3 protein-coding genes are annotated in these 2,804 nt (G+C 61.8%); all 3 read right to left on the reverse strand.

The window, feature by feature from the left end:
- Positions 1–302 precede the first annotated feature (302 nt).
- Positions 303–632 carry a hypothetical protein gene (locus PSEST_RS21520; RefSeq protein WP_015279027.1) on the reverse strand — a complete coding sequence of 110 codons (330 nt, stop codon included), beginning with the start codon at positions 630–632 and terminating at the stop codon, positions 303–305.
- 478 nt (positions 633–1,110) lie between these two features.
- Positions 1,111–1,392 carry a hypothetical protein gene (locus PSEST_RS21525; protein ID WP_041757285.1) on the reverse strand — a complete coding sequence of 94 codons (282 nt, stop codon included), beginning with the start codon at positions 1,390–1,392 and terminating at the stop codon, positions 1,111–1,113.
- Between the two features lie 88 nt (positions 1,393–1,480).
- Positions 1,481–2,554, reverse strand: a complete 1,074-nt coding sequence (locus tag PSEST_RS21530) for a protein rep (protein WP_157372452.1) — start codon at positions 2,552–2,554, stop codon at positions 1,481–1,483.
- Positions 2,555–2,804: the final 250 nt, after the last annotated feature.

A 2,804-nucleotide genomic window follows, 5' to 3' on the forward strand; every position in this document is an offset into this window, starting at 1 on the left:
TAGTGGATGTGCCCTTAAAAAGCCCCTATCTCGCCGCCAAGCTGAAGGGGCTTTTTCTTTGGTGTCAGTGTCTGGTGGTCATATCTGGTTGTTCCGCTCCTGGAGCGATCTGGAGGAAATGCCGGGCCAGATCACTGGCAGCACCCCCGATCCCCTCTTCGCTGGCCTGACGCAAAGACAGGTAGCTAGCACCGCAATGGGGGCAGTACCCCGTCACCAACAAGGCGAGCGGCTCACCCCACGGAATAGCGTGGGCGGTGTGCCAGCGGTCGCACTTGGTGCACTGGTGCCTGATCCGAAGATCACTTGGCTTTAGCCGCACGGGGCTTCCTGACTGGTTGCGGTTGCTCATCAACTTCCAACTCCAATTGCTCTTCGCCGACGTTCGGCGCGGCCTCGATAGCCGAGCTGGCAGCCTGGAAGAAGCGTTCCAGGATGGCAGCGCTGGCGTCGGCGGACTGCTTTGGGATGAGCGACACCTCATCACGCGAGACCACCTCACCAATCTTCAGCTTGAGGTACGAGTTCACTGTAACGCCCAGGTGCTCACAGACACGCTGGAGTCTTTCCGCCATCTGCGGATCAAGGTTCACAGACCTGTTGTAACGAGTTACGGGCTCTTTTTCATTCATCGTCGTCGTTCTCAAACGTAGTCGTATATACACGCCCTGTACGCAATATATGCGTGGAGCATGGGCAAGCGCAAGAAAAGGCTTGCGGCTGACTCGGTGGGCTTCGCGACGCTCAGCACATCCGAGGCAGCCTCAAGCCTTGAAAAGCGGTTATCAGGGCGCGGACTGCCATCGGTGTTGGTTGCTGGTGGGGCTGTTCGCGGACGAGCAAAGCAGCCGCCCATGAGGCCGAAGGGGGCGCGATGTTGGCTTGGGTTAGGGCCGCTGCGCGGGTACCGGCGCAGGGAGGGGAGAGGCTGTCAGGTGAGGAAGTGCAGGCGCCTAATCGCCACGGTGTGGCGAGGTCGAGGTCGTATGGTCGTAACGTTGTAGGAATCGGGCAGTTGTAGCCCTGGACGGGCAAGATAAGGGCCACCGGTACAGTCGTAGGCGCTGCTGCGCAGCATCCCCCGACCGCCCCGGTGGCTTTATCGTAACGTTACGGTTTTTCCTGGTCGGCTTCGTCCAACGTGCAGACCCCTACGACACCCATCTCGCGAAAGGCCGTGGCATGGGATTCGATGGCCTGGAAGCCTTCGAGGATGGGCCGAAGCAGAAACTGGCAACCCGCCGCGAAGTGCTTGGGATCACCGGCAGGGCCTTCGGTGAGGGTCTGATTGATCCAGGCAGTCATGAGGACGTCATAGGCACCAAGTGCGCCGTTGAGGTCTTCCAGCTCGTCCAGGACGGAGGCGGGCAGGATAGGATATGGCTTAGCCATGGTGTGTCTCCTCGATAGATCACTGTGGTTAGCTGGTCACCTGGAGTGCAATCCAGGTGGTCAGCGATTTTCAGTAACGCCCCATGCGTTACGAAAATGGTGCCAAACCAGGGTATCGATGCTCGTCCTGGTCGGCGGAAGTGGTACCAAAATCCGGGGGCTTGTACCCCTGGCGTTTCAGGTAGCGCAGGATCAGGTCAAAGCCGCCGAGTTCAGCAGCATCGAGCACCTGAGCAGCCAGGCGCCGTCTCCTGATGAAATCCCATTCGTCCTGGTTGAGGTTGCCCAGGTGGTCGAGATCATCACCACCGAGCGCGGCGTCGTCGTCGCTGATGTCATCCAAGCCGCAGCGGGCCTTGAGGCCAGGCGACCAGAACAGTTGCCGCTTGCCCTTCATCGCTTCCAGGTACTCGAAGTAACGCGACTCGTCGCCCTTGGCCATGCGGATCAGGAACTCATGCGGATGGACGCCCTTGGCCTTGCCTGCCTTGCTGGTGGCCTTGGCTACTTCGTGGGTGATGCCCCACTTCCTGGAGCTGTCCTGCTTGGCGAGGTACTCGCCGCTGGTGGCGTTCAGCCGCACGTCTACGGAGTGCTGGCGGAAGGCGTGAACCTTGGCCTGGTCGGCAGGATCGAGGAGGCCGGCAGCGATGCAGGCACGTTCCCACAGCTCGACCAGGCGTGCACGGATTTCCTGGCCCATCTTGGGATCTACGAGCCACAGCTCGTGGGTGTGAGGGTGCCAGCCGTTGGCGAGGCCGTGGGTCACTTCCAGGGAGCGAACGAGGCCCTGGAAGCCGATGGAGGCCTTGAGCTTGGTGAAGGGGCTGCCACGGCGGAAACGCTTGAAGGCGTCGGCTTGGCGCTCCAGGAGGTCGCCCAGGGAGTCGAAACCGGTGTGGGGGAAGGTGAACGTAACCATGATCGCCTGGAGGCCCTGACCCTCTGCCCATTCGACCAGGTGCTCCAGTTCCAGCCGGCGACGCTCCTGGATCTTGGCAGCACAGACCGGGCAAGCCCAAACACTGCCGCAGGTGGCCAGGTTGCGATAGTTGGCCGGCAGGCCCTCGGTGTGCCTGACCTCGACCATGCAACTGGTTCGGACGTGGCGGCAGTCGAAGGTGCGGAACACCTCGCCAGGAAACTGGACGTCAGGGAGCATCACGTTGACCCGGCGACCGATCCAGACACGGGCCTGATGCAGGGCCTGGAAGCGCTGCGCGCGTGCTTCCCTGGCACCGATTTCGCGGGAGGGGGGGGGAGAGGATTTCGCAGTTATACCAAGAGGCCCACCCGCGGGGCCCTCCCGCAAGCGGGAGCCCTCCCCCGGCTGTGCCTGCTGGAACCCGCTGGGAGCTCCTGTCCGCCCGTTTACCGGGTCTTCGATGATGCTATGATGCACAGTACGTCCC

It is taken from the genome of Stutzerimonas stutzeri RCH2, from assembly GCF_000327065.1.
GTDB classification, from domain to species: Bacteria; Pseudomonadota; Gammaproteobacteria; order Pseudomonadales; family Pseudomonadaceae; genus Stutzerimonas; species Stutzerimonas stutzeri_AE.

Excerpts from the sequence above, each read along its gene's own strand:
- PSEST_RS21520 (WP_015279027.1), bottom strand. The coding sequence starts at position 632 with ATGAATGAAAAAGAGCCCGTAACTCGTTACAACAGGTCTGTGAACCTT.
- PSEST_RS21525 (WP_041757285.1), bottom strand. The coding sequence starts at position 1,392 with ATGGCTAAGCCATATCCTATCCTGCCCGCCTCCGTCCTGGACGAGCTG.
- PSEST_RS21530 (WP_157372452.1), bottom strand. The coding sequence starts at position 2,554 with ATGCTCCCTGACGTCCAGTTTCCTGGCGAGGTGTTCCGCACCTTCGAC.